The organism is Cellvibrio sp. KY-YJ-3 (assembly GCF_008806955.1).
Taxonomy (GTDB): Bacteria; Pseudomonadota; Gammaproteobacteria; order Pseudomonadales; family Cellvibrionaceae; genus Cellvibrio.
This window is the reverse complement of the sequence record NZ_CP031727.1, coordinates 907,792-932,426: the sequence shown is the minus strand read 5'-3', so window position 1 is coordinate 932,426 and position 24,635 is coordinate 907,792. Positions and strand designations below refer to the sequence as shown.

Here is a 24,635-nt window from a genome sequence, read left to right as displayed (position 1 = left end):
CTGAGATAACAACATAACGCTAAACAACGGATGACCGGGGTGTGTTTCATAAAATCCCTCCTTTTGATTGGTGGAGCTATTTTCGCTTTTGCTCCAAGACCAAAGGGGAAAAGGTGCCGAGCGGGGTAAAGGAAGGATAAGCGGTGCGGTAGTAAGTCAGGAGTAGTAAGATGCCCAAGCTGCGCCAGCAGTCATATTTTTCTTATTTATTTCCATTTTTATCTAAAGCGACTGATTTCCCCATGAATTCCACCGAACCCGTCACTCACTCCCCCAGCCAGCAAGCCACACATCTACCCGCGCCGTCACCTACCGGTGAATTTATTGTGTTGGTCGCGCTGATGATGTCCATGACGGCACTCGCGATTGATGCGGTCTTGCCCGCCTTCGATATGATTCGCGCCGACATTGTTATGGCGCACCCCAATCAGGCGCAGTTGTTAATCAGTCTGTTATTTGCCGGTTTGGCGCTGGGGCAATTGGTAAGCGGGCCATTGTCCGATGCCTTGGGGCGCAAAAAAATTCTCTATGCGGGTTTAGGTTTATTTTTGCTCGGCACAGTGCTGTGCATTTTTGCGCAGGATTTAACCGCATTGCTGCTCGGCCGTTTTGTGCAGGGGTTGGGGGTTTCCGGCCCTTACATTTGCGCCATTTCTATTGTGCGCGACAAATTTGCCGGGCGCCAAATGGCAAAAATTATGTCGGTGGTGATGATGATTTTTATCACCGTACCCGCACTGGCGCCGAGCATCGGGCAGGCCATTATGTTGGTCGCCGACTGGCGCGCGATTTTTGTGTTCTACCTGATTTTTGCAGCGGCAGTCATCGCATTAATTTTTTTCCGTTTGGAAGAAACCCTGCCGCGTGAAAAACGCATTGCGTTCAGTGTGAAAGCAATTAGCGATGGTTTTAAAACCGTGATCAGCAATCGCCTCACCGCCGGTTACACCCTGGCGATGGGTTTATTTTTTGGCTGCTTTTTGGGTTACATCAATTCATCGCAACAAATCCTGCAGGAGCTTTACGGCACCGGAAAACTGTTTACCGTATATTTTGGCGGTTTGGCGCTGGTGCTGGGTTTTGCATCCTTTTTTAATTCGCGTTTTGTCGAGCGCCTGGGCATGCATTTTATTAGCCGCCGTGCGATTTACGTGATTATCGCCAGCTCAATTTTATTTTTATTGCTGCAGTTTTTTATAACACCCGCACTCTGGATGTTTGTGATTTACGCCAGCATTTTATTTTTTAGTTTTGGTTTGGTGTTTGGCAATTTAAACGCGATTGCTATGGAACCCATGGGGCATGTGGCCGGCATAGCAGCGGCGGTGATAGGCGCTAGCTCATCGCTTATTTCCATGGGCTTGGGCACTTACATAGGCCAGGCGTACAACCAATCCGTTATGCCCGTAACCCTGGGTTTTATTATTGTGCCGACACTGGGTTTGCTGGCAACACTCTGGGCCGATGGCGGCAGTAAAAAATATTCTGCGAAACACACCGATTAAAAAAATACATCCTGATTTATAACATCAGGGTGTGTACTAACAGACCAATCAGCGCACAGGCACCGATCACCTTCATCACGCTGATATTAAAACGAAACAATGCCACCGCCGCCAGCAGCGCAATCACGGCCGATAGCCAATCCAGCTCGCCGCTAAAACCCTCTGGCCAGATAATGTGATAGGCGAAAAATAATGCCAGGTTAACAATCACCCCAACCACTGCTGCAGTAATGGCCGTCAGCGGTGCGGTGAATTTTATATTTTGATGGGTAGTTTCAATCAGCGGAGCCCCCGCAAAAATAAAAATAAACGACGGCAAAAACGTAAACCAGGTAACGATAATAGCGGCCGTTGCGCCCGCTACAAATTGCAAATCAGCACCCAAGGCCTGCTGCACATAGGCACCCACAAACGCGACAAAAGCCACCACCATAATTAACGGCCCGGGCGTGGTTTCACCCAGCGCCAAACCATCAATCATTTGAGTGGGCGTGAGCCAGGAATAATGGGTCACCGCACCTTGGTACACATAGGGCAACACCGCATAGGCACCACCAAAGGTGAGCAGCGCCGCTTTGGTAAAAAACCAGGCCATTTGGGTGAACTGGTGCTGCCAGCCATAAACTGACCAGAGCAGTGCCATAGGAATTAACCAGAGCGCTGCACCCACAAGCACAATGCCAGTCAAACGCGACCAGCGAAATAATGCATGCGCAGGCGTGGGCGTATGGTCATCAATCAGGGCAGAGCCGTAATTTTTTTGTGCAGTATTGTGACCGACGGATTGAAATACATTGGGTCGCCAGCGCCCACCTATGTAACCCAAAACTCCGGCGCCGATCACTATATAAGGGAAGGGAATTTTCAATGCAAAAATCGCAATAAACGCCAGCGCTGCAATCGCCCACAACCAATAATTATTTAATACGCGTTTGCCAATGCGATAAGCCGCCTGAAACACAATCGCGGTTACCGCCGGTTTGATGCCGTAAAAAATCCCCGCCACCCAAGCCACATCGCCATAGGCGATATACACCCAGGACAACACAATCAATAACACCAGCGACGGCAGAATAAATAACAAACCCGCCACTAAACCACCCCAGGTGCGGTGCATTAACCAACCCAAATAAGTCGCCAACTGCTGCGCCTCGGGGCCGGGCAATAACATGCAGTAATTGAGTGCATGTAAAAAACGTTTTTCACTGATCCAGCGCCGGCGCTCTACCAACTCCTGATGCATAATCGCAATTTGCCCGGCCGGGCCACCAAAACTGATAAAACCCAGTTTCAGCCAAAATAAAAACGCCGACCAAAAACTGACCGGGGCAGGTAAGCTATTTTTCTCAGGGGAATCAGTCATGTTGAATAAACACCGAAAACAAATATTGGAGGAATTTTATAACCCGAATCTTACCAATAAACCGACACCAAACCTGCACCACTAACCAACAACAAGGCCGTGCCTATCACGCGATAAAAAATAACCGGATCCGCACTGACTAACCGCTGGTGAAACTTCAAGCCAAAATAGTGTCCAATGGCGGTCGCCGGCAATAACCACAAATGCGCCTGCAATTGCAGATCCACCCCCGCAATTAAAAACGCCACCATTTTGATACTCACCAAAATAAACCAGAGCACAAACAAGGTATCGCGCAATTTTTCCCGCGCCACATGCACCATATACACCGTCATAATCAACGGCGCACCAATCAAAGACGTACCACTAATATAAGCACCAAGCGATAGAAAAATTCCATCACTCACCGGGTGCGAACTTTTAAAAGGTTTATTCAAAATATAAGTGATGGAATAGACCGAGATAATGACAAAAATAATCGCACTCATAATCTGCGCCGGAATGGTTAACAACCCGGCCACCCCAATAAGCTTGGGGATAATCATAATCTTCAGCGATTTTTTCAGATAAACCCAATCCACCGTGGAGGGCTTTTTTTCCTCCGCCAAAGCGCGTTTGCGATTGTTCTGCCACACGGTGAGCGTAGAAAAAATTAACAAGTGCACCGCAATAATCGGCAAATACACCAGCGGCCGGTTATCCACCAACAGCAACAACGGCAAGGACATCATCGCCCCACCAAAGCCCAAACCGGTGCGCACAAAACCGCTCCACACAAAAATCAGTAGGACTAATGAAAGTTGCAGGAGGGTGAGGTCGTTCATGAGGGGAATCCGAGCCGAAGGAAGGGCTGGACATGATAAAGGAGATACACGGATGAATGAAAAAAGGGGCAGAAATTCTGCCCCTTTTTTCAATTATCGCAAGGGTCTGTTCGATTAATTACAAACCACTCCGCCGCCGCCAGCACCCTGGCTATTACAAGTGCTGGTGGTGATGCAGCTAGTGTTGTTCTCCCAACCCCAACCACTGGCGGTGTTAGTGCACAAAGGGTAGCGCGTGCCCCACCAATTGCACTGGCAGGCGTTGCCAGTGGCGACACTACTACTGCTGGCAACGATGGATGTGCTGCTACTGCTACGACTGCTGCTCGCTACTGCACCGGCAGGTGCAACGGCGCGACCAGTGGCGGCGTCAATGCGGCCGGGGCATAAACCCTTGGCGCGTAAGTTGGACGCAATTTGCGCGATAGCGGCGTTGGTATTGTTGTAGTTGGCATCGTGCATCAGGATCACCTGACCATTTTGCAGTTGGTTGGCGGCATTGGCGATGGCTGTTGCACTGGCGCCGTTCCAATCCTGTGAATCCACATTCCAGGTAATCACCCGCAACCCGAGCGCTTGGGCAGCCTGATTGACGTTGGTATTCACTTCCCCGTAAGGCGGACGGAATAGGGTGGGTTTGGGTGCGCCCGCATTTTGGATGGCCTGATTGGTGCGGTTCAGCTCGTCATAAATTTGCTGATAGCCCAGATTGATCAGGTGTGGATGGGTATAGCTGTGGTTTTGTACCTCACCCACGCTCAGCAGTTGCGACATCAGGTTGCTATTGGCCGCTACATAATTGCCCTGCACAAACCAGGTCACTGGCGTGAGATTATTTTGTTTGAGCAGGTTAACCAGAGTAGTGGTGTTGGCGCCGGGACCGTCATCAAACGTAATGCCGACATAACCGGCGCAACTGGCTGTGCTGCCCGCACTGCTGGCGACGCTGCTGTTAGTGCCGCCACCCGTACTGCCACCGCTGCAGTTGCCGCTGAAACAATCGTAGGTGTAACCAAAACCAATCGCGCCGTTGCAGTGCATCAATTCCGAGTTGCCGCCGCCGCCACAGGAACCATTGGTATAAAAGGCGGTGTTGTAACTCATATCTTCCGCCTGCCGGGTTTCGCCGTTGACGCGGATGTAATCCACCACCACATCGCGGCTGCCGCCGTCGTTATCAAACTGCACCTGGATATCACCCGAGGCAGTGCCGGTGTAATTCAGATCCTGGAAGCTGGTGGTGAGATTCCAACTCGCCACTGTCGCGCCGCCAATACGCAAATTAATATGCTCGCCACCGGCAACACCCCGTGCGCGCACAAGCACACCGCCAGAGTTGGCGACGCTGGAACTGCTGCTCGTTGCTGGCGGCGTACTGCTTGCCGCACTGCTGGCATTGCCCGCTGTACCTTCACTTACGGTGATATCGGAACTGCCGCGACTTTGATAACCCTCGGTCGCCAACACCATATAGTCATGGTTGCCCAGGTTCAGGCCTTTACTCGCCCAAAAATTAAAATGGTTAGCAGTAGTGATGGTGCCGGAGATTTGGCCAAAGCCTTTTTTCGGGCTGCGTACACTGAAGTATTGATAAAAGGTTTGTGTACCGTCGATGGACGGTTGCTGTACCCGCTGGCAGCGACGCACATTGTAGGTAGCGCCATCACTTTGAAAACTGCCGTAATCCGTACCACCCGAACAGCTCGCCGGGTTGTAAGAACCGTAACTTTCAATTACGTAATATTCGATCAGGGGACTGCGCGTCCAACCGTAAAGTGCCAGGTAAGAATTTTGCGAGTTATCCACATTGTAACTACCCGAGTAGTTCACCACTTTGGGGCCACCCGGGTTCCAGCCTTTGCCACCCACCCAGTTATTGGTGCCATTGGACCACTGGGACGTATAACGGCCACCCGCTTGTAAACCCATGGACGCATCGCCGGAATCCTTCCAAAAGGTGTAGTAAAAACCGTTGTGGGTACCCGTCGCATTATTGGTCAGGGTTTGTGCCTGGGTGTTGTTTACACCCAATAGAGCGCTGCAGAAAAGCGCCGCCAGGGTGCTTTTACCGATGAGAGGAAATTTCATTATTAAACTCCAGAATAATGCCGCTCAACCAATACCACTAAAAAGATCGAGGGCGTTGAGGACCGACCCTGCTCCTTGTGAACAGGCATTTTTTCGGTCGTCATACTGCCTTGTTGTTATTGTTTAGATTGACGAGGTGATTCCGAAGTGCACTTGTATACGACTGCAAGATGTTATTGTCAAATAAACCTTATGTAGATTGTCGATGTAACCCTATTCAGATTTTTTTGTCGCCGTGCTCATCTTAAAACGAAATTTTTTATTATTTTTTTAATGAAATTGAATGCGGATTTTTATCAAAAAATATGAAAAAGTTTTTACGTGTGAATAGATGTGGAGGTTTTGTATTGGGTTTATTTATTGTCGGGAAGTAACACAGGGATACTTCCCGACAAAATTTTTATTCTACGGTTACCGACTTCGCCAAATTCCTCGGCTGATCCACATCGGTTCCCTTAATAATCGCCACGTAATAACTTAATAATTGCAGCGGCAATGTATAAAGAATCGGCGCTAGCCAAGGATGGATATGCGGTACGTTGATGACGCGCATGGTTGCATCTGATTCAAATTTTGCGTCTTCATCGGCAAAGACATACAAGATGCCGCCACGGGCGCGCACTTCTTCCACGTTGGATTTTAATTTTTCCAACAGGTCGTTATTGGGCGCGACAACAATGATCGGCATATGGGCATCGATGAGTGCCAGTGGGCCGTGTTTTAATTCACCAGCCGCGTAGGCTTCGGCGTGGATGTAGGAAATTTCTTTTAATTTCAGTGCACCTTCCATTGCGATGGGATATTGATCGCCGCGGCCTAAAAAGAGCGCGTGGTGTTTATCGGCAAACTCTTCGGCAAGGGCTTCAATTTTTGGTGCGAGCGCTAAAGATTCCTCTAATTTTGCTGGGAGATTTTTTAACGCGCTGACCATCTCTTTTTGTTGCTCGGCAGAGAGGCCGTTGTATTTACCAATGGCTAATACCAACATCGCCAAACCCACTAATTGAGTGGTGAAGGCTTTGGTGGATGCCACACCAATTTCGGCACCGGCGCGCGTCATAAACGCTAAATCCGATTCGCGTACCAGTGATGAACCAGCGACGTTACAAATACTCAAGCTGCCTAAATAGCCAAGCTCTTTTGCCAAGCGCAAAGCGGCAAGCGTGTCTGCGGTTTCACCGGACTGGCTGATGGTGACAACCATGCTGTTAGGTTGTACAAAGGATTTACGGTAGCGAAATTCGCTGGCGATTTCGACATTACAAGAAATACCGGAAAAAGTTTCCAACCAATAGCGTGCAACCATCGCCGAGTGATAGCTGGTGCCGCAGGCGACGATTTGAATGTGTTTTACTTTTTTAAATAATTCAGCCGCGCCGTTGCCAAAGGTTTCATCCATCACTGATTCATTACTCAAACGACCTTCGAGTGTATTCATCACGGCGTTAGGTTGTTCGTAAATTTCCTTGAGCATAAAGTGACGGTATTGGCCTTTATCGCCGGCATCGTAACTGGCGGTTGATTCGTGAATTTGACGCTCTACCGCTTGGCCGTCTTTATCAAAAATCTTAATCGTGGTGCGGGTGATTTCCGCTACATCGCCTTCTTCCAAAAAGATAAAGCGGCGAGTCACCGGCAAGAGTGCTAGTTGATCGGACGCGATAAAGTTTTCACCGATGCCTAAACCAATCACTAAGGGGCTTCCGGAGCGGGCAACCACTAAACGCGATGCATCGTTTTTGTCCATCAAAACCGTGCCATAGGCGCCATGCAATTGTTTTACGGTTTTTTGCACCGCGGCTAATAAACTCTCGGAATTTTTTAATTCTTTTTGCACCAAGTGCGCGATCACTTCGGTGTCGGTATCGGACGTAAAAATATAACCTTCTTCTTGCAACAAACTGCGCAATGAAGCGTGGTTTTCAATAATACCGTTATGCACTACGGCGATGTGTTCTTTGGAAACGTGTGGGTGCGCGTTGCGCTCACTCGGTTCGCCGTGTGTCGCCCAGCGGGTGTGCGCGATACCAGTACCGCCCGGTGTTGGGCTGCTGTGTACCGCATCGGATAATTCTTTTACTTTTCCCAAACGACGCAGGCGCTGTAATTCGCCACTGCTGTTTACCACGGCCACACCGGCGGAGTCATAACCGCGATACTCAAGGCGACGCAATCCTTCCACCAGAATATCCACTACATCACGTTGCGCTACTGCGCCGACAATTCCACACATAATTAACTCCTTAAGCTTTAGTAGTAGTAAAAATAATTTATGCCGATGCGCAAATCACTTGCACACCCTGTTGTTCAATTTTCTGTTTGTCTTTTGCGTCAATACCATCGTCAGTCACCAATACTTTTATCACCGACCAGGGCAATTCCAGATTGTGGATTTTGCGCCCGATCTTGTCAGACTCGGCCATCACAATTACTTCGCGCGCGACTTCGGCCATCACCCGGCTAAGGCTGTAAAGTTCATTGAAGGTGGTTGTGCCGCGCTCCAGATCCAAACCGTCAGCGCCGATAAAAAATTGGTCGAAGTTGTAAGAGCGCAAAATCTGCTCGGCGAGTTGGCCCTGGAAACCTTCGGATTTTGGATCCCAGGTGCCGCCGGTCATCAAAATGGTGGGCTCGTTTTCCAGTTCGCGCAGGGCATTGGCGATACTGAGGGAGTTGGTCATCACCACCAGCCCCTGCTTGTGGGATAACTCGGGCAGTAGGGCGGAGGTGGTGGAACTACCGCTATCGAGGATGATGCGGTTGTGGTCACGGATCAGTTGCGCGGCGGCTTTGGCGATCGCTTGCTTACGAACCGAAACTTTTTCGATGGGATCACTCATCAATTCTTGCGGCACCGGCACCGCGCCACCGTAACGACGCAACAGCAAACCATTGGATTCCAAGGCGGCCAAATCCTTGCGAATGGTTACCTCTGAGGTTGCAAACTGCTCCGCCAAGGCTTCAACACTGACCTCGCCACTGGCATTCAGCAGGTCAATAATCGCTCGACGGCGCTGCTGGGTGTTGCGTTTTGTCATTTTTAGCTGACCAGTAAGTTTCGATATGAAAGTTATTCTAGCCTTTCGAAACTTATTGGCAAGGTTTATTTAAGGACCAAACTCACTTTACCTGCTACAACGCCAGCTTCGGTATGACAATCGCCGGTTCCGTGTTTCCAATTCAAGCTCGCGCCCACCAGTAAGGAGCGTTTTCCTGCAATTCTTTCACCCTCCGCGGTGGTCATCTCCACATCGCCCACATTGGCACCAATTTTCGCCGACGCCAATTGTGATTCGCTTACGGCAATATGGATTTCACCAGCATTAACATCGGCTGTTAAACAACCGCTGGTGTCGATAATACTGAGTAAACCGACGCTGAGATTGGCCTCAAGTTTTTTATCCATTGGAACGCCAATCTTAATTTTTAGCGTTGAATGGTCGTAGTTATTGATGCCTGTGGGTAAGAGGGTAAATGTGGATGTGTTGCCAATTTTTTGCTTCCATTCCAATTTCGCAAGTAATTCATAACACGCTAGGCGCTTTTCATTCGGCCCATCCTTGCAACTTGCCGAAACCTCCGTTGTTATCACGTTGCCCGAGATACCTGTGACCAACACATCGCCCGCTGGTAGGTTTAAGCGAATTAGTCTGGCATGAGTGACATCCTGCTGCATTGTTATATGCCGGGTGCCCTCCGTGGCACTGGCTATCGCGGGACTAAAAGCACTTGCGATAGCGAGACTAGTCATGAAGATCTTAAAACGAAAGTTTTGCATAGGATTTGTCCATGTCCGAAGTTAAGGCGTTCGCAACCTAGACGTAACTTCAACCGTTTTGGATTCAACCTCACAAAAATCCGATTTCAAGCATCGCGTCTGAGCAGACAAAGATCCCCTTGCCAAGATGTACCGGCTCGCCACCCGAGCCGGCTCTTTTCGACTCAGTGTTAATCCACAAACTTGGACAACAAGCGGATATAAGCGACCTGATAATCGTTGTGGTTTTCCGTGATCTGCCAGGAGTTGAGTGGCCAACTGGTGTTGAAGTCCAGATAGGCTTTCATCGCCGGTTGGCCTTTGGGTGGATTGGGCGCGGCGGCACCACAACCGCTATTCGGGCTATTTGAGGTGCAGTTGCCATCCCAGTCGTAAGAGGGGTTGGGGCCACCCACTAAAAACCCTGGCGCCGGGCCGTAAGTAGAGGTTCCAACACGATCCCAGAGTGCGCTGCCATCGGTAAACCAAGAGTGGTAAAACTCGTTAACCGAACTGTGCACACCCAGGCTGTACATGTTGGACAGGTAGACCATCGCTTGCGGGTTAACACCGTGGATGTAATTGAGATAACCAAGCGCAGCGTTGCGCACCTCCGCAACGTCTGTCCCACTAATGTTGTAATCGATCAAGTTATGAAAGGTCAGCCCTTTGCGCGAGATAGTGCGATTGCTGCCCCAAGTAAAGTTGCTGGTGCCAATAAAGGCGCGATAGGGATCATCCGCATTACGTACAGCTGGCCAGTTATGGTTGGCATTGAGTGCCGTTTGATACTGGCTTTTTATGGTGGTGGCGATATTACTGGTTGCATCGGGCAAGCTGGCGTAATAAAGCCAGGCGGTTAACTCGGGTTCACTCCACACATCCACCCAACTGGTTGCATTCGTCGCATTGGCATCTACATGGTCGCGGTAGGTCGATGAACCCGTCGCAGCAAACAGGTAGATTGCCGCCGTGCGTTTTTTGGTCGCACGGCCCGCATCATCAACTTCTTGTTGACCCGCGCCCAAACCCGCCGATGCACCCTCGTTATTGCGGAAAACAACATTCGGGTTGGCAACCGACCAAGTCCAGGCATTTTCGGCGCGGGTTTTCAGGTCAGCTGCGTAAGTAGTCAAATCAGCGTTGCCCAGAGTTGCCAGAATCTTACTGCCCAATGCAAACGCACCGGCGCTGGTGAGGGTGGCAGAAGTACTCGCCGGGCCGTAGTAACTGGGGCCAGTGGCGGCAGAGGGCGGACTGGCATGCGCAAGACCGAGAATCGACAATACAGAACCATCGTTATTCTGCATTTTCTTCAACCAATCGAAGCCCCATACAATCTCGTCAATAATATCGGGGATGCCGTTACCGGACTCAGGGATGTTGTAATCATCGCCCCAGACTGTGGGATTTTCCGCGTAGGCATGGAGCAGAGCGACCAGATAATAGGCGTGCCAATTGGTGTACTTGTTGTAATCGCCCGCGTCGTACCAACCGCCGGATAAGTCTTTTTCAGTCGCGGCGTTATTTTTGTCGCTAAACAGGCGTGCGTTTTTATCCTGACCGGTACCTATATGGCTGGCGCCATCTACCCAAGCGGCTTCGGCAAAAGGTTCTTGTTTGTCAAAACCGGCGCGCTGGTAAAAGAAGCTGCGCATGGCGTGTTTAAGCACCGGCTGGTATATATCGGCCGCGATTTTAAAACCGGGTGAGCGTACGTTTCTTTCAACATCAACCACTGCGTAATTACCGGGTGTGGTTACGCTGGAAAAATCAAACCACCAGGCTTTATCGCCTGCCGCCTCAAAAGTAGCACCGGATTTCCACGAAACGGCGGCACCACTCAATACCACCGCGTTCGTATCCAGATTCAGCAATTGATAAGTTGCGCCAGGGGTAAAGCTGAGGGCGGCATCGTAGCCAGTTTGTGGGTCGCGAATAACCGCGATTTTTTTCGCATCGGGCAGATAACCGAATTGATCGACCACGATAAAGGCGCTAATCGCCGGTGCACCGCTGGCAACCGAACTGGCGGCGCTCGATGTAACTGAACTGGCGATTGGGGTTGATGAGGCAGGGAGGGAAGAAACCGCAACAGACGAGGGTGCAACACTGCTGGCAGGTGCGACCGAGGAGGCAGGCGTGGATGCCGGGGCTGATCCACCGCCTCCGCCACCACCACCACAGGCAGTCATTAATCCACTTAATAAAAAGGTAAGTAATACTTTGGGAGTTTTCATATATCGCTCGTGTTTATTATTGATTTGGTGCGATATTAATCTCTTAACCGGTTACATTCATCAATTTGTTGGCGTCTTGGTAAATCTTTACGTTTCTCTAATTGATCTAATCCACAGCGTTTTGACTCATAAAAAACGAGGCACTTGGCCTCGTTTTTTGTCGTCGTCCACACACTATTTGATTGTTCTTATTCCACATTCGCCACGATAAATTCCAGAATCTGTTTGGCAGTGGTGACATTATCCAATTCGGTATAGAGCGAACCATCCCTTCCTGAATGATGGCCGTGGCCGACAAGGTTAAATAAATGCTGCCCCGGTTTTTGCGAATCAATAATCGACTCATAAATCAGCGAAGGCTGACCCGATGAACCCGTACCAGAATAAATTGCATCATCAGGAAAACGGGTTTTGCTGTAGTAGTCATTAAAATCATAGGTGCGATTAACCTCAACCATCAATTTGTAGCGCCCCATACGCGGTGCAGACATAGTGACTTGATAATCCACCTTCGGTGTTGCAGCGGCGATGCCGTCCAAATCCGAATTGTGTTGGTCAGGGGTGTAAAGTCCGTCAACCGATTTAATGCCGCGTTTATGGCTCCAGTAGGGCAAGGCCTCCGGGCGGCGCACCACATCAATCGCTGGATCTTTTGAACGATAACTGGAATCGGACGTTTTGCCAGTGATGTACAGCGTATCGATATATTTGCCTTCCAGCGTTTCCATCCACACCACAATTTGCGGCGTGCTGGTGTAAGTCAAACTTAAAAACAACTCTTGCGGTGCAGAGTGATACTCACGGCCGGCTTTAAAAAACACATGCAATTTTGGCGAACTGGCATCCGCACTTAAATCGATGATTGTGTATTCGCGTTTATCCTGCTCAGCGGATTTTTTCAGGTTGTAACCAAAGGTCGCAACCGATGAGACCGGCGGCAAATTAAAAATCAGCCCCATCACCAGCGGGACTATGCCCGCAATCGCCAAACCCATCGACCATTTACCCGGCCGCTTTTGCATATGGTTTTTATAGGTTTTTGCATTGTGTTTAATATGCAACACAATGCAAGCCAGAAATAGCACCGCGCCCCAGATATGCAGTGAGCCGACAAAATAATTGTAAGGTGTTGCGTACAAAAGCACGCCGGTAATCAGCAGTACGGCAAAGGCAACCGATAGGGTAATCGTAGAAATAGTACGCAAATTCATTTTTTTCTCACGAATATTATTGTTGGGGCTCTGGATCCCGTCATAGTCGTCATTGCTATGACGGTTTTTCCTTGAGCGCTTTATTGGATCACGCGTTTAATGTTTGTTGCTGCAATTGCTGGCGCAGTTGCAGCAATTCGTTATCAAAGGTCTTGCGGATTTCCTGCTGCAAGGATTCAGGCAGTGGTGATGTGGGAACTTGCTGGTGTGATTGTGGTTGGCTGTATGAAAACGCCATAAAGCCGAATTTTTTGGTTTTGGCCCATTCAGCAAATGACTGTTTGAATTGCGCCAATTCTTCCGGCGTTAAGAGCGCGGCTAATTCCGCTTCTTTTTGTGCAAGAAATTCCGGAATTTTGTCGCCTTGGTTGGTGAAGTAAAGCTTGGGTACTTCGCGGTATGATTCGAGGATAGCCGACATCTTTTCGGCACGTTCTGCATCAAGATTCAACTCAGCAACAAAACGCTGATGGCCATTGCCCCAGTTAGCCTCGCCGCTCCAATCTTTTGCAACAACAAACGATGCACAGGCGATACTGCCAACAATCAAACCGGTGATAATTAACTTTTTCATAACTTTGTTCCTCTGTGGTTGTGGTCTACAAGTGCCAATGTAGGCCTCAAATGAGGAAGCAAAATGTGTGAATTGTGAATGAATTGTGTCTTTTGCGCGGGTAAGGCGGTGCGCTGGTTTGCCCGGCTAGGGCGCTTCGTATTTGTAACCGGCACCGTAGACTGAGCGGATCAACTCAACCTGATCGTTGACGTCGTTGAGTTTTTTGCGCAATTTTTTGATATGTCCATCTACCGTGCGATCACCCACTACGCGGTAGTCCTGATAGATATTGTCGAGGATATATTGGCGGGAAAAGATTCTGCCGGGTTGGGAATAGAGCAGGGAAAATAATTGAAATTCCACGTTTGTCAATTCAACAACTTGATTGAAAACTCGCAGGCTCATGCTCTGCTCATCAATAACAACTGGCGCTGTTGCAGCAGATTCTTGTGGCGTGTGAAAGCTGCGGCGCAATACCGCTTTAACACGCGCTACTACTTCACGTGCACTAAATGGTTTGCACACATAATCGTCCGCACCCAATTCAAGCCCTAATAACCGGTCAATTTCTTCAACTTTGGCGGTCATCATAATAATGGGCACCGCCGAGTGTTGGCGCTGATGCTTACAAATTTCCAAACCATCCATACCGGGCAACATCAAATCCAACAAAATTAATGCCGGTTCGTTTTGCTGCAACCAGCGATGCGCTTCATCGCCGCGATTAAATACAATCGTCTGGAAGTTGCTGGCGTTGAGGTATTCCGCCATTAACTTTGCCAAATCGATTTCATCTTCAACCAAACAAATCAGTGGTGATGGTTGCATCTTTATGTCCTTAATAAACGCGATGGATATTTATTGTTGTGCTTTGGGTAACTCGATGCAAATTTGCAATCCACCCAAAACCGAGGTGCCCGCTGTTATTTTGCCTTGGTGTGCATTGACGATATTTCTACAAATCGCCAATCCCAAGCCCGCGCCGCCCGTTGCGCGACTGCGTGAATTTTCCAACCGGAAAAGTCGCTCAAAAATTTTGTCATATTGCTCAGGTGCCACGCCGGGCGCACTGTCATCAATAGTGATGAAAACTTTCGTATCGCTGGTGCTGATGTCCACTTGGATCTCACCGCCCGCATCGGTGTAGCGTATGGAGTTTTCCAACAAGTTGCTGAATAACTGTTGCAGTCGGTCGCTATCAGCGACTATTGAGTAGTCCTGAGTTACATCGATATTGTCTTTTAACGTTAAATCCGCCGCTTGCGCTTTCACTTGAAAATGTTTAAGGCAGGTTTTGACCAAAGGTGCGAAAGAAATAGTTTTTTTGTTGTAGCTAAGCGCGCCCACGTCAGACAATGACAGTTCAAATAAATCATCGATCAAATTGCTCAACCCTAGAATTTTTTCATAGAGCAATGCAAGGTTTTCATAACTAGCGGGTCGAATTCCATCCTGCATCGCTTCTATTTGCACTTTGAGCACAGAAAGCGGTGTGCGCATCTCATGGGAAATATCGGCAACCCAAAGTGCACGCGATTGTTGGTTTGCCGCCAGCGCTTCACTGAGCTGATTAAAACTATTGCAGAGTTGGCCGATTTCATCCTGGCTAGTAACCGGAATTGTTTGAGAATAATCGCCAGACGCCAATGCATGGGCTTTTTGAGCGAGGGTAGTCAACGGCTGGCTGATTCGTCGCGCCAGTAGGGTTGCAACAATCGTCGCAATCACCAACACAAATAAACTGATAATGCTGAAGATTTTAAACTGGTGCTGGATAAAATTTTGGTCTTGCTGCCTACTCACAACAGTGGGTTTTACAAAGCCGATAAAACCAACCAGGTGGTTTGCATTGGTCACTGGAATCCAATCCAATGTTTGGTTGGGTTTGTTAACACCCAGCAATAGTTTTTTATCCGCGTCATGCAAACTGATACTGCTGACGAACTCGCGATAATAGGCGCGTGGCGCATTTTCCCCAACGCGTTGCGCTGGCGGCAGGCCATCAAACAGGGAATCGCTTTCTGCAAAAATAATTTCTTTTAAATTGAGCCAGCGCGATGGATTGGCCTCAAGTGCATCAAAGGAACCTTCTTCGCGATAAACATTTGAAAGTGCACTGCGCAATATTTCTAACCGTTGCACGGATTGCTTTGAGGTGTAATCCAAAAATCCTTGGCGCAAACTGTTATGCAACAACAGATAAAGCGCCAATACACATAGCGCTATGGTGCCGACAAATGCCAGCCAGAGTTTGGTACTTACTCTCATGTACATGTGGCTCTCCATAAAAACACAAGATAGATTCCATAAAAAACGAGGCACTTGGCCTCGTTTCATTTTTTGTCTTTTGATTTATTTTTTTGTTGGCCGTTCCCAACCCTGAATATTGCGCTGCTTGCTGCGTGCAATTGCCAGCTCTGCAGCTTCAACATCTTTGGTGATAATCGACCCTGCACCAACAGTGGCACCCGGGCCAATTTTTACCGGCGCGACCAGCGCCGAGTTAGAACCAATAAAGGCGTTATCACCAATTTCGGTTTTGAATTTATTTACACCATCGTAATTGCAGGTGATAGTTCCCGCGCCCACATTCACCTTGCTGCCGACCTTGGCATCGCCGATATAACTCAGGTGATTCACTTTGCTGCCCTTGGCGATCACGGCTTTTTTAGTCTCGACAAAGTTGCCAATTTTGACTTCATCAGCTAGATCAGTGCCCAGGCGCAACCGCGCGTAAGGGCCGATATCGCAGTTGGCTGCCATCACCGCTTCTTCAATATGGCTGAACGCTTTGATGTGGGTTCCCGCACCAATTTTGCTATTGATAATCACGCAGTTGGGCTCAATGACTACACCATCACCCAAGACAACATCGCCTTCAAAAACGCAGTTCACATCGATAACCACATCGCGACCAACAATTATATTGCCGCGAATATCGATGCGCGAAGGATCGAGTAAAGTGACACCCGCCACCATCAATTCATTCGCTTTTTGTTGTTGATAAAAGCGTTCAAGCGCCGCTTGTTGCTGACGATTGTTAATACCCTCCACTTCTTCAACGGCGTTGGGTTGCTCAACATGGATCGCAACACCATCGGCTTTGGCCATAGCGATAATATCGGTCAGGTAAAACTCGCCTTGTGCGTTATTATTTTTTAATTGCGGCAACCATTTTTGTAAGTGCGAAGCTTTTACAGCCATGATGCCGGTATTAATCTCGGCGATTTTTTTCTGCGCGTCGCTCGCGTCTTTATGCTCGACAATCGCAATCACTGCACCGGAATTATCGCGCACAATTCGACCGTAGCCGGTTGGGTCTTGCATATTTACGGTGAGCAAACCCATTTGGGTTTCATTCACGCCAGCGATAAGTTTTTGCAGGGTTTCAGCGCGGGTCAGCGGTACATCGCCATAGAGGATTAATACGGTTGCATCATTTCTAAGTTGGGGCAGGGCTTGTTGCACCGCGTGGCCAGTGCCAAGTTGCTGTGCTTGCAATACAAATTTCACGTCGGGCGCGGCCATTTTTTCTTCGACTTTTTCCGCACCGTGGCCAACGATAATCAGAATTTGCTCGCCGCCCACCTGACGCGCGGTATCCACCACATGTTGCACCAAGGCTTTGCCGCCAATCGGGTGCAAAACTTTGGGTAAGTCGGAACGCATGCGGGTGCCTTTACCAGCGGCGAGAACGAGGATATCGAGCATGGTGGAGTCCTTTAGTGTGAATAACCAATAGAGTCTGAATAGGGCAAGATTCTAATAAAAAAGGCGACTCGAAAGTCGCCTTTTTGTAAAACTCATCAACTGCTTACTTGCCTGCTTTTCTTTTGATCGCTTGCAAGGTGCGCAATTGAGCAGCAGCTTCTGCCAATTGGGCGGCAGCACGTTGGAAATCAATCTCTTTGGATTGTTCCGACAGCTGATGTTGTGCCAATTGTTGTGCTTCCAGAGCGGCAGCTTCATCCATATCATCGGCGCGCAAAGCAGTGTCTGCCAGCACAGTTACATGATAGGGCTGAACCTCCAAATAGCCGCCGGATACAAAAAACACTTCTTCGGCGCCGCCTTGTTTAATAAGACGCACTGGGCCAGGATTGATACCGGTCAACAAGGGCGCGTGGCCATAGGCGATACCTATGTCACCCAGAGTACCGGTGGCAATTACCATCTCCACAATACCGGAGAAAATTTCACGCTCAGCACTGACGATATCGCATTGAATAGTCATGGCCATACTAGTGTCTCTTCACTTGAATAAACTGCACTTAAACAGAACAGCACACAAACCCCGCGCCGGGCGCGGGGTGAGGGATTACTTGAGTTTGCCTGCTTTTTCTACAGCTTCGTCAATAGAACCAACCATGTAGAAAGCTTGTTCTGGCAAGTGGTCGTAATCACCTGCCAACAAACCTTTGAAACCACGAATGGTTTCTTTCAGCGGAACGTATTTGCCTGGTGAACCGGTAAATACTTCTGCTACGTGGAAAGGTTGTGACAGGAAGCGCTCGATTTTACGTGCACGGGATACGGTTTGTTTGTCTTCTTCTGACAATTCATCCATACCCAGAATCGCAATAATATCTTTCAGCTCTTTGTAACGTTGCAATACGGTTTGTACACCGCGCGCCACGTTGTAGTGATCCTGACCAATGATCATTGGGTCCAACTGACGTGAAGTGGAATCCAATGGGTCGATCGCCGGGTAAATACCTTTTGCAGCAATATCACGGCTCAGTACTACCGTTGAATCCAAGTGCGCAAAGGTGGTTGCTGGCGACGGGTCGGTCAAGTCATCCGCAGGTACGTATACTGCTTGTACAGAGGTGATCGAGCCAATTTTGGTAGAGGTAATACGCTCTTGCAGAACGCCCATCTCTTCCGCCAATGTTGGCTGGTAACCTACCGCTGACGGCATACGGCCGAGCAGTGCAGATACTTCGGTACCGGCCAGGGTGTAGCGGTAGATATTGTCGACGAACAACAGAACGTCTTTACCTTCATCGCGGAATTTTTCCGCCATGGTCAAACCAGTCAAAGCTACGCGCAAACGGTTGCCGGGCGGCTCGTTCATCTGGCCGTATACCATGGCTACTTTGTCGACTACGTTAGAGTCTTTCATCTCGTGGTAGAAGTCGTTCCCTTCACGGGTACGCTCACCTACACCGGCAAACACCGACAAACCGCTGTGTTCTTTTGCGATGTTGTTGATGAGTTCCATCATGTTTACGGTTTTACCTACACCGGCACCACCGAACAGACCAACCTTACCGCCTTTAGCGAAAGGGCACACCAAGTCGATTACTTTGATACCAGTTTCGAGCAACTCTTCAGAAGCAGCCAGTTCTTCGTACTTGGGCGCAGCGCGGTGAATTTGCATACGCTCTTGTTCGCCGATAGGGCCGCACTCGTCGATAGGATTACCCAGAACATCCATAATACGACCGAGGGTTTCTTTACCTACGGGTACTTTGATCGGTTCGTTGGTATTGGTAACAACCAAACCGCGACGCAAACCTTCGGAGGAACCAAGAGCAATAGTGCGCACGACGCCGTCGCCTAATTGCTGTTGCACTTCGAGGGTCAGGTTGCCATCGGTGATAACCAGTGCATCATAAACTTTAGGCACTGCATCGCGTGGGAATTCCACATCGATAACGGCGCCGATAATCTGAACGATACGTCCGCTACTCATTTCCGGTTCCTCTTTGTTCCAGAAATTCCAGATCCCTTTTAATAAAACTCAAGGGGCTGAAGGTTTAAATACAAAAAATCGTTAGCCTGTCTGGACGGGGCAGCTTACTGAACCGCTGCCGCACCACCCACAATTTCAGACAGTTCCTGGGTAATCGCTGCTTGACGCGCTTTGTTGTAAATCAGTTTCAAGCTATCAATCAATTCACCGGCGTTGTCGGTTGCGCTTTTCATTGCAATCATACGCGCGGCTTGTTCACAGGCGGCGTTCTCAACCACTGCTTGATACACTTGTGATTCGATAAAACGAGTCAACAAACCCTTCAACAGGAACTCGGCATCTGGCTCGTAGATATAATCCCAGTGATGTTTCAACTTGGTATTTTCTTCGGCAACCAAAGGCAACAATTGGCGAACTTTAGGCGACTGGGTCATGGTATTCACAAAATCGTTACTCACCATATACAGCTTGTCGATCTTGCCTTGTTCAAAAGCATCGAGCATCACCTTCACACTACCGATCAGATCGGAAACCGTCGGGGCTTCGCCGATATCACGGGTGGAAGCAACAACATTGCCACCGAAACTTCTGAAAAATTGTGCCGCTTTGGCGCCGACAAGACACAGATCAATAGCGATTTTCTGATCGTTCCAGCCTTTCATATCACGGATGGCTGCTTTAAACAGGTTAGTGTTTAAGCCACCACAGAGACCGCGATCACTGGACACCAGAATGTAACCCACGCGTTTGACTTCGCGCTCTTTCATAAACAGGTGTTTGTATTCGGGATTAGCGTTAGCCAAATGCCCGACTACTTCGCGAATACGGTTGGCGTAAGGCTTGCCCAACTGCATACGCTCTTGCGCACGACGCATTTTACTGGCAGCGACCATTTCCATCGCGCTGGTAATTTTCTGCGTGCTTTTGACGCTCGAAATTTGCGTCCGAATTTCTTTAGTGCTTGCCATACTCTCGAACTCAGGTTAACGGCCTAAGACGCTGAGCCATAAAACCGATAATCGTCGGTTTTATGGCCGCCAAATTACCAGGTGCGGCTTGCTTTCAGCTTGGTGATCAACTCTTTGAATTTGCCTTCGAGCTCGCCATTCCAATCACCGGTGGCATCAATCTGCGCCATAGTGTCAGCGTATTCCGAGCTGGCAAACGACAAGAGTGCCGCTTCAAAATCAAGCACCTTGCTCACGTCGATATCTTTGAGATGACCTTCGTTAGCCGCGTAAAGTACCAAAGCCATTTGACCAACACTCATCGGCGCAAATTGCTTTTGCTTCATCAATTCAGTTACACGTTGACCGTGTTCCAATTGTGATTTGGTCGCTTCGTCCAAATCAGAAGCAAATTGCGAGAAGGCAGCCAATTCGCGGTATTGTGCCAACGCGGTACGGATACCGCCGGACAGCTTTTTAACCACTTTAGTTTGTGCCGCACCACCCACGCGCGATACCGAAATACCGGCGTTCATCGCTGGGCGAATGCCCGAGTTGAACATGGACGATTCAAGGAAAATCTGTCCATCGGTAATAGAAATCACGTTGGTTGGAACGAATGCAGACACGTCACCCGCTTGAGTTTCGATGATCGGCAATGCAGTCAAGGAACCAGTTTTGCCTGTCACTTCACCCTTGGTGAATTTCTCAACATAAGCTTCGCTTACGCGAGAGGCGCGCTCGAGCAGACGGGAGTGCAGATAGAACACGTCGCCAGGATAGGCTTCACGGCCAGGTGGACGACGTAACAACAGGGAGATTTGACGGTAAGCCCAAGCTTGCTTGGTCAAGTCATCATAAATGATCAGTGCGTCTTGACCGCGATCACGGAAGTATTCACCCATGGTACAGCCGGCAAATGCGGCCAGGAATTGCATGGACGCTGGGTCAGAAGCAGTCGCTGCAATCACAATGGTGTGATCCATAGCGCCGTTCTCTTCCAGCTTGCGCACTACGCTGGCTACCGAAGAGGCTTTTTGGCCAATCGCCACATAAATACACTTAATACCAGAACCTTTTTGGTTGATGATCGCATCAACCGCAATGGCGGTTTTACCGATTTGACGGTCACCGATGATCAGCTCGCGCTGGCCGCGGCCGATAGGCACCATGGCATCGATCGCTTTCAAACCGATTTGTACTGGTTGGTCAACTGACTTACGCCAAATTACGCCCGGTGCAATTTTTTCAACCGCATCAGTCATTTTGGTGTTCAGCGGGCCTTTACCGTCGATGGGATTGCCCAGCGCGTCTACTACGCGACCCAGCAGTTCCGGACCAACAGGCACTTCCAGAATACGACTGGTACACTTACATTTTTGGCCTTCGGCCACACCGCGGTAATCGCCGAGAATTACTGCACCAACAGAGTCACGCTCCAGGTTCAGTGCCATCCCGTAGATTCCGCCTTCAAATTCGATCATCTCACCGTACATAACATCGGCGAGACCATGAATGCGAATAATACCGTCAGTTACGGAAACGACAGTACCTTCGTTTTGAGCTTCTGTTGAAAACTCAAGACCAGCAATACGCTGCTTGATGATTTCACTGATTTCAGAAGGATTCAGTTGCTGCATGCTCTGTTCCTCAACCCCAAAGATTAGGATTTCATTGCTTCGGCGAGTTTAGCCAAGCGCCCACGGACTGAACCGTCAATCACCATGTCGCCGGTGTGGATAACAACACCACCCAGCAGGCTCTTATCTACCGAACCCTGAACACTGACTTTACGATCCAATTTGGCACTCAGTGCTTGAGCCAATTTGTTTATCAAGTCAACCGGCAACTCAAACGCTGCGGTTACCTCAACATCGATGGTTTTTTCTTGCTGGGCTTTCATTTTGGCAAACAGCTCTTTCACAAACGGCAAGAGTGCCAAACGTTTATTGCTCGCAAGGGTGTGGATGAAATTCTGTTGATTCTGATCCAGGTGATCACCACACACTTGTACAAAAACGGAAGCTTTTTGCGCCGCAGAAAGACCAGAAACAGCCAAGGCTTTTTTAACCTGATCCTGTTCTGCAACGGCGGCTGAAACTTCCAGAGCTTCAAACCATGACTGCAATTTATTCGCAGCGATGGCGTATTCAAATGCTGCTTTGGCGTAAGGCCTAGCCAAGGTGGTTAGTTCAGCCATGTCTACCTCTCTTAGAGCTCTGCAGCGAGTTTATTAACCAACTCGTTGTGAGCATTTTGATCGATAGAAGATTCAAGAATTTTTTCCGCACCCGCCAGAGCAAGAACAACTACTTTGCTGCGCAATTCTTCTTTCGCGCGTGCTGTTGCCTGTTCAATTTCCGCTTGGGCAGAGGCCTTGATACGCTCAGCTTCTACACGCGCTTTCTCTTTTGCTTCTTCAACAACTTCGATAGCGCGCTTGTTAGCTTGATCAATAATGGCAGCAGCTTCTTTCTTGGCAGAAGTCAGTTGCTCAACCACTTTCTTTTTGGCCAGTTCGAGATCTTTTTCGGCTTTATCTGCAGCCTGGAGCCCATCAGCGATACGCTTGGTGCGCTCTGCCATTGCCGCAACAATGGGTGGCCACACAAAGCGTTGTGTCAGGTAAATGAAAATGGCAAACGCCACTATCTGACCGATGAAAGTTGCATTAAGGTTCACAGTTGAATGCCTTTGTTAAAGGGATTAAATGTTGTTGGCGAGCAGTACTTAAACAACAGCAAACAAAATGTACATGCCGATACCAACACCAATCATTGGAACCGCATCCACCAGACCCATCACTACGAAGAACTGGGTACGCAACATTGGCAGTAATTCTGGTTGACGTGCAGCGCCTTCCAAAAATTTGCCACCCAAGAGTGCTACACCGATTGCAGCGCCGATTGCGCCCAAACCGATTACCAGTGCACCTGCCAAATAAATCAAAGCTGTTGCTTCAGTCACAGTGTTTTCTCCTACTTAAGTTGATAAAAATTAAAAACGAAAAACAAAACCCAAAAAACAATTAAAAACTAGTGCTGCTCATCCGTTTGGAACGCCATGCTCATATATACAATGGTTAGTACCATAAAGATAAAGGCTTGCAAGGCGATGATCAGGATGTGGAACAATGCCCAGACAATCTGCAGTGACATACCAAATACACCCAGAACCAGATTTACGCCGATCATAATTGCAATCAGGATAAAAATTACTTCACCGGCGTAAAGGTTGCCAAACAAACGCAGACCGAGCGATATTGGCTTAGCAATCAGGTTAGATAATTCGAGCACCAGATTTACCGGAATCAGCAGGGTTTGCACAATAAAGTTACTGCTGCTGAAAGGGTGTAAAGTCAGCTCTTTAGCAAAACCTAAAATGCCTTTTTCACGAATACTGAAGAAAAGAATCAGGAGGAAGACGGTAGCGGCCATACCCAAAGTAATGTTGGGATCAGTTGATGGTACAACCTTGAAGAATACCGAGTGAGGATCTGCGCCTAATACATGAACACCAAACAACTCTGCAGTTTTTGGCAGTAAGTCGATCGCGATCAAGTCCATGGCATTCATAAAGAATACCCACACCAGAATAGTTAACGCCAAGGGACCAACAACAGCGCTTTTATAAGGAAACATCCCTTTTACGCTGTTATCAACAAACTCAACAACCGCTTCTATACCGTTTTGGAAACCACTTGGTACATCGCTGGTCGCTTTTTTCGCCACACTGCGAAACAACAGGAAAAATACAATGCCAAGTACCAGAGACCAGCCCATGGTATCGACATTGACTGCCCAGAAACCCATTTGTGCTGCTTCATCACCACTGTGGGCAAAACCCCAGGTACCGTCAGGCAATTTGCCATAGGTCAGATTGGTAAGGTGGTGCTTGATATATTCTGAGGACGTGATTGCTTCTGCGTGTTCGGCGGATGACATCGTTAAGTTCCAAATGACCAAAGTTGAAATCGGTTCACACTAACTGCGGCCAGCGGCGCTGCGAACTAGTGGATATAGCCAGGCAATTGCCTGAACCAACACATAAGCCAGGATCATAGTTGCGGCGTAAGGAGCGTGTTTTAGCAACGCAATCTGCTTGAACGCGAGCAAAAATAATAAGGCTGTGATAACAAACTTTCCCAACTCACCGACGTAAAAAGCCGCCAGGATTTTTTGGGTTGGCGCGCCCAATGGGGGACGAAACGCCACTAGTGCCAGCCATAAATTGGCTATCACACAAATAATTCCACCAGTGAACAAAGCGATCGCGATTGGATTATTGATCGCCAGACCAGCCAAGCCGATCATCACACTAACCACCAGCTGGATTGCTATTGTTCGAAGAGCAGCGTCACGCCCTTTGAGATAACGCGACATGGTTTTATAGCCCTCCGTTTTTGGCGGCGGCATTCTGTCACAAAGAATCGTTTATTACCATTAG

The 24,635-nt window shown here is 48.8% G+C and carries 22 protein-coding genes; 1 reads left to right on the top strand and 21 read right to left on the bottom strand.

What is annotated here, in order from left to right:
• Nucleotides 1-170 precede the first annotated feature (170 nt).
• On the top strand, nucleotides 171-1,505 hold the full coding sequence (locus D0B88_RS04000; RefSeq protein ID WP_151055291.1) for a multidrug effflux MFS transporter: 1,335 nt from the start codon (nucleotides 171-173) through the stop codon (nucleotides 1,503-1,505).
• A 16-nt stretch (nucleotides 1,506-1,521) separates the two neighbouring features.
• Here the strand turns inward: D0B88_RS04000 and chrA are convergent, their stop codons facing one another.
• The 21 genes from chrA to D0B88_RS03895 form a co-directional block, all read right to left on the bottom strand.
• Complete coding sequence (chrA, locus tag D0B88_RS03995) at nucleotides 1,522-2,868, bottom strand: chromate efflux transporter (protein WP_151055288.1); 1,347 nt, start codon at nucleotides 2,866-2,868, stop codon at nucleotides 1,522-1,524.
• A gap of 50 nt (nucleotides 2,869-2,918) precedes the next feature.
• Nucleotides 2,919-3,692, bottom strand: a complete 774-nt coding sequence (locus D0B88_RS03990; RefSeq protein ID WP_151055286.1) for a sulfite exporter TauE/SafE family protein — start codon at nucleotides 3,690-3,692, stop codon at nucleotides 2,919-2,921.
• Between the two features lie 114 nt (nucleotides 3,693-3,806).
• Complete coding sequence (locus D0B88_RS03985; protein WP_151055283.1) at nucleotides 3,807-5,780, bottom strand: glycoside hydrolase family 11 protein; 1,974 nt, start codon at nucleotides 5,778-5,780, stop codon at nucleotides 3,807-3,809.
• Between the two features lie 400 nt (nucleotides 5,781-6,180).
• The gene (gene glmS, locus D0B88_RS03980) at nucleotides 6,181-8,013 is read right to left on the bottom strand and encodes a glutamine--fructose-6-phosphate transaminase (isomerizing) (protein ID WP_151055280.1); all 1,833 of its coding nucleotides are present in this window, start codon (nucleotides 8,011-8,013) and stop codon (nucleotides 6,181-6,183) included.
• Between the two features lie 37 nt (nucleotides 8,014-8,050).
• A complete protein-coding gene (locus D0B88_RS03975; RefSeq protein WP_151055277.1) occupies nucleotides 8,051-8,818 on the bottom strand; it encodes a DeoR/GlpR family DNA-binding transcription regulator in 768 nt (255 codons plus the stop codon).
• 65 nt (nucleotides 8,819-8,883) lie between these two features.
• Nucleotides 8,884-9,558, bottom strand: a complete 675-nt coding sequence (locus tag D0B88_RS03970; protein ID WP_151055274.1) for a hypothetical protein — start codon at nucleotides 9,556-9,558, stop codon at nucleotides 8,884-8,886.
• 170 nt (nucleotides 9,559-9,728) lie between these two features.
• The gene (locus tag D0B88_RS03965) at nucleotides 9,729-11,777 is read right to left on the bottom strand and encodes a glycoside hydrolase family 9 protein (RefSeq protein ID WP_151055271.1); all 2,049 of its coding nucleotides are present in this window, start codon (nucleotides 11,775-11,777) and stop codon (nucleotides 9,729-9,731) included.
• 188 nt (nucleotides 11,778-11,965) lie between these two features.
• Complete coding sequence (locus tag D0B88_RS03960) at nucleotides 11,966-12,988, bottom strand: DUF4405 domain-containing protein (RefSeq protein WP_151055268.1); 1,023 nt, start codon at nucleotides 12,986-12,988, stop codon at nucleotides 11,966-11,968.
• 88 nt (nucleotides 12,989-13,076) lie between these two features.
• The gene (locus D0B88_RS03955) at nucleotides 13,077-13,562 is read right to left on the bottom strand and encodes a hypothetical protein (protein WP_151055265.1); all 486 of its coding nucleotides are present in this window, start codon (nucleotides 13,560-13,562) and stop codon (nucleotides 13,077-13,079) included.
• Between the two features lie 126 nt (nucleotides 13,563-13,688).
• Nucleotides 13,689-14,372: a response regulator gene (locus D0B88_RS03950; RefSeq protein WP_151055263.1), complete on the bottom strand. Its 684-nt coding sequence runs from the start codon at nucleotides 14,370-14,372 to the stop codon at nucleotides 13,689-13,691.
• 30 nt (nucleotides 14,373-14,402) lie between these two features.
• Nucleotides 14,403-15,818 (bottom strand): ATP-binding protein, encoded by a 1,416-nt coding sequence (locus tag D0B88_RS03945; protein ID WP_191966512.1) that lies wholly within the window; start codon nucleotides 15,816-15,818, stop codon nucleotides 14,403-14,405.
• A 78-nt stretch (nucleotides 15,819-15,896) separates the two neighbouring features.
• Nucleotides 15,897-17,255 carry a bifunctional UDP-N-acetylglucosamine diphosphorylase/glucosamine-1-phosphate N-acetyltransferase GlmU gene (glmU, locus tag D0B88_RS03940; RefSeq protein ID WP_151055257.1) on the bottom strand — a complete coding sequence of 453 codons (1,359 nt, stop codon included), beginning with the start codon at nucleotides 17,253-17,255 and terminating at the stop codon, nucleotides 15,897-15,899.
• A 103-nt stretch (nucleotides 17,256-17,358) separates the two neighbouring features.
• Nucleotides 17,359-17,784: a F0F1 ATP synthase subunit epsilon gene (locus D0B88_RS03935; RefSeq protein ID WP_007639058.1), complete on the bottom strand. Its 426-nt coding sequence runs from the start codon at nucleotides 17,782-17,784 to the stop codon at nucleotides 17,359-17,361.
• A 78-nt stretch (nucleotides 17,785-17,862) separates the two neighbouring features.
• Nucleotides 17,863-19,242, bottom strand: a complete 1,380-nt coding sequence (gene atpD, locus D0B88_RS03930; RefSeq protein ID WP_007639060.1) for a F0F1 ATP synthase subunit beta — start codon at nucleotides 19,240-19,242, stop codon at nucleotides 17,863-17,865.
• A 104-nt stretch (nucleotides 19,243-19,346) separates the two neighbouring features.
• Complete coding sequence (atpG, locus tag D0B88_RS03925) at nucleotides 19,347-20,210, bottom strand: F0F1 ATP synthase subunit gamma (RefSeq protein ID WP_007639062.1); 864 nt, start codon at nucleotides 20,208-20,210, stop codon at nucleotides 19,347-19,349.
• 74 nt (nucleotides 20,211-20,284) lie between these two features.
• Nucleotides 20,285-21,829 (bottom strand): F0F1 ATP synthase subunit alpha, encoded by a 1,545-nt coding sequence (atpA, locus tag D0B88_RS03920; protein WP_151055255.1) that lies wholly within the window; start codon nucleotides 21,827-21,829, stop codon nucleotides 20,285-20,287.
• Nucleotides 21,830-21,852: 23 nt separating this feature from the next.
• Nucleotides 21,853-22,389 carry a F0F1 ATP synthase subunit delta gene (locus D0B88_RS03915; RefSeq protein ID WP_007639068.1) on the bottom strand — a complete coding sequence of 179 codons (537 nt, stop codon included), beginning with the start codon at nucleotides 22,387-22,389 and terminating at the stop codon, nucleotides 21,853-21,855.
• A gap of 11 nt (nucleotides 22,390-22,400) precedes the next feature.
• Nucleotides 22,401-22,871: a F0F1 ATP synthase subunit B gene (locus tag D0B88_RS03910; protein ID WP_040391052.1), complete on the bottom strand. Its 471-nt coding sequence runs from the start codon at nucleotides 22,869-22,871 to the stop codon at nucleotides 22,401-22,403.
• A gap of 48 nt (nucleotides 22,872-22,919) precedes the next feature.
• Entirely contained in the window at nucleotides 22,920-23,156 is a 237-nt protein-coding gene (gene atpE, locus D0B88_RS03905; protein ID WP_007639073.1) for a F0F1 ATP synthase subunit C, read from the bottom strand.
• Between the two features lie 68 nt (nucleotides 23,157-23,224).
• A complete protein-coding gene (atpB, locus tag D0B88_RS03900) occupies nucleotides 23,225-24,133 on the bottom strand; it encodes a F0F1 ATP synthase subunit A (RefSeq protein ID WP_007639074.1) in 909 nt (302 codons plus the stop codon).
• A 39-nt stretch (nucleotides 24,134-24,172) separates the two neighbouring features.
• Nucleotides 24,173-24,571 (bottom strand): ATP synthase subunit I, encoded by a 399-nt coding sequence (locus tag D0B88_RS03895; RefSeq protein ID WP_157152437.1) that lies wholly within the window; start codon nucleotides 24,569-24,571, stop codon nucleotides 24,173-24,175.
• Nucleotides 24,572-24,635 lie beyond the last annotated feature (64 nt).

Coding starts and splice junctions, on each gene's coding strand:
- glmS (WP_151055280.1), bottom strand. CDS start 8,013: ATGTGTGGAATTGTCGGCGCAGTAGCGCAACGTGATGTAGTGGATATT.
- atpA (WP_151055255.1), bottom strand. CDS start 21,829: ATGCAGCAACTGAATCCTTCTGAAATCAGTGAAATCATCAAGCAGCGT.
- D0B88_RS03965 (WP_151055271.1), bottom strand. CDS start 11,777: ATGAAAACTCCCAAAGTATTACTTACCTTTTTATTAAGTGGATTAATG.
- D0B88_RS03970 (WP_151055274.1), bottom strand. CDS start 9,558: ATGCAAAACTTTCGTTTTAAGATCTTCATGACTAGTCTCGCTATCGCA.
- atpG (WP_007639062.1), bottom strand. CDS start 20,210: ATGGCAAGCACTAAAGAAATTCGGACGCAAATTTCGAGCGTCAAAAGC.
- D0B88_RS03990 (WP_151055286.1), bottom strand. CDS start 3,692: ATGAACGACCTCACCCTCCTGCAACTTTCATTAGTCCTACTGATTTTT.
- D0B88_RS03915 (WP_007639068.1), bottom strand. CDS start 22,389: ATGGCTGAACTAACCACCTTGGCTAGGCCTTACGCCAAAGCAGCATTT.
- D0B88_RS03895 (WP_157152437.1), bottom strand. CDS start 24,571: ATGTCGCGTTATCTCAAAGGGCGTGACGCTGCTCTTCGAACAATAGCA.
- D0B88_RS04000 (WP_151055291.1), top strand. CDS start 171: ATGCCCAAGCTGCGCCAGCAGTCATATTTTTCTTATTTATTTCCATTT.
- atpB (WP_007639074.1), bottom strand. CDS start 24,133: ATGTCATCCGCCGAACACGCAGAAGCAATCACGTCCTCAGAATATATC.
- glmU (WP_151055257.1), bottom strand. CDS start 17,255: ATGCTCGATATCCTCGTTCTCGCCGCTGGTAAAGGCACCCGCATGCGT.
- D0B88_RS03960 (WP_151055268.1), bottom strand. CDS start 12,988: ATGAATTTGCGTACTATTTCTACGATTACCCTATCGGTTGCCTTTGCC.
- D0B88_RS03955 (WP_151055265.1), bottom strand. CDS start 13,562: ATGAAAAAGTTAATTATCACCGGTTTGATTGTTGGCAGTATCGCCTGT.
- D0B88_RS03945 (WP_191966512.1), bottom strand. CDS start 15,818: ATGTACATGAGAGTAAGTACCAAACTCTGGCTGGCATTTGTCGGCACC.
- D0B88_RS03950 (WP_151055263.1), bottom strand. CDS start 14,372: ATGCAACCATCACCACTGATTTGTTTGGTTGAAGATGAAATCGATTTG.
- chrA (WP_151055288.1), bottom strand. CDS start 2,868: ATGACTGATTCCCCTGAGAAAAATAGCTTACCTGCCCCGGTCAGTTTT.
- D0B88_RS03935 (WP_007639058.1), bottom strand. CDS start 17,784: ATGGCCATGACTATTCAATGCGATATCGTCAGTGCTGAGCGTGAAATT.
- D0B88_RS03975 (WP_151055277.1), bottom strand. CDS start 8,818: ATGACAAAACGCAACACCCAGCAGCGCCGTCGAGCGATTATTGACCTG.
- atpD (WP_007639060.1), bottom strand. CDS start 19,242: ATGAGTAGCGGACGTATCGTTCAGATTATCGGCGCCGTTATCGATGTG.
- D0B88_RS03985 (WP_151055283.1), bottom strand. CDS start 5,780: ATGAAATTTCCTCTCATCGGTAAAAGCACCCTGGCGGCGCTTTTCTGC.